Raw genomic sequence first — 1,437 nt, 5'->3', positions numbered from 1 at the left:
TTCACACTTATTAAGTATATGTAAAGGAAGGTGATGATATTTTATGTGTAGGTTAAATCCAAAAGTAGATTTCGTATTCAAAAAATTATTCGGCAGCGAGGAAAATAAAGATATTTTGATATCGTTTATAAATTCAGTGTTGAGTGAAGATGAGCAAATAGTGGATATAGAGTTAAAAAACCCTTATAACTTAGCAAATTACAGACAAGGTAAGATGAGCATACTTGATATAAAGGCAGTAGATGAAAAAGGAGTATGGTATGATATAGAAATGCAGATTGCAGAGCAGAGCTTTTATGATAAGAGAGCTTTGTATTATTGGGCGAAGGTATATTCAGATCAGATAGAAAGCGGATATGAATATAATTTACTGAAGAAAACTATAGGCATAAACATATTAGATTTTGAATATTTAGACGAAGAAGAATATCATAATGTCTACAAAATATACAATGTAAAGAGCAAAAAGGCATTTAGCAATCTGTTTGAGTTGCATTTTATAGAACTTCCAAAATTCAAGAAAGATTTTAGTGAAATAAAGACAACGCTAGATAGGTGGGCAGCATTTTTAACAAAAGCGTATGAATTTGATAAGGATACTGTTCCTAAAGAATTAGCACAGAGTGAGGAAATAAAAAAAGCAGCTGAGAAGCTAGATATAATGAGCTTAAATAAGGAAGAAAGAGAAATATATGAAAATGATTTAAAAGCGATGATGGTAAGAAATGCAGAGATTAATGCTGCTGAGGAGAAGGGAAGAGAAGAAGGAAAAGTAGAAGGAAGAATTGAAGCAGCTATAGAAGCAATAAAATTAGGAGTGAATAATGATGTTGTAGCTAAAATTTCAAAATTATCGATAGAAAAGGTGGAGGAATTACGCAAAAAGTTAGCTATAAATAAGTAATTGTATTGTTCAGAAGAAAAATCAAATAAAACTAGTGTAGCTATTCACACTTATTAAGTATATGTAAAGGAAGGTGATGATATTTTATGTGTAGGTTAAATCCAAAAGTAGATTTCGTATTCAAAAAATTATTCGGCAGCGAGGAAAATAAAGATATTTTGATATCGTTTATAAATTCAGTGTTGAGTGAAGATGAGCAAATAGTGGATATAGAGTTAAAAAACCCTTATAACTTAGCAAATTACAGACAAGGTAAGATGAGCATACTTGATATAAAGGCAGTAGATGAAAAAGGAGTATGGTATGATATAGAAATGCAGATTGCAGAGCAGAGCTTTTATGACAAGAGAGCTCTGTATTACTGGGCGAAGGTATATTCAGATCAGATAGAAAGCGGATATGAATATAATTTACTGAAGAAAACTATAGGCATAAACATATTAGATTGTGAATATTTAGACGAAGAAGAATATCATAATGTCTACAAAATATACAATGTAAAGAGCAAAAAGGCATTTAGCAATCTGTTTGAG

2 protein-coding genes are annotated in these 1,437 nt (G+C 30.6%); both read left to right on the top strand.

Features of this window, described 5'->3' with window-relative positions:
• Positions 1 to 43 precede the first annotated feature (43 nt).
• Positions 44 to 904 carry an Rpn family recombination-promoting nuclease/putative transposase gene (locus CLTEP_RS13940; RefSeq protein ID WP_066827672.1) on the top strand — a complete coding sequence of 287 codons (861 nt, stop codon included), beginning with the start codon at positions 44 to 46 and terminating at the stop codon, positions 902 to 904.
• Between the two features lie 86 nt (positions 905 to 990).
• On the top strand, positions 991 to 1,437 hold a 447-nt coding region (locus CLTEP_RS13935; RefSeq protein WP_153016357.1), incomplete at its 3' end, for an Rpn family recombination-promoting nuclease/putative transposase.

The sequence above is a fragment of the Clostridium tepidiprofundi DSM 19306 genome (genome assembly GCF_001594005.1).
Taxonomy (GTDB): domain Bacteria; phylum Bacillota; class Clostridia; order Clostridiales; family Clostridiaceae; genus Clostridium_AC; species Clostridium_AC tepidiprofundi.
This window is presented reverse-complemented; position numbering and strand designations above follow the sequence as displayed.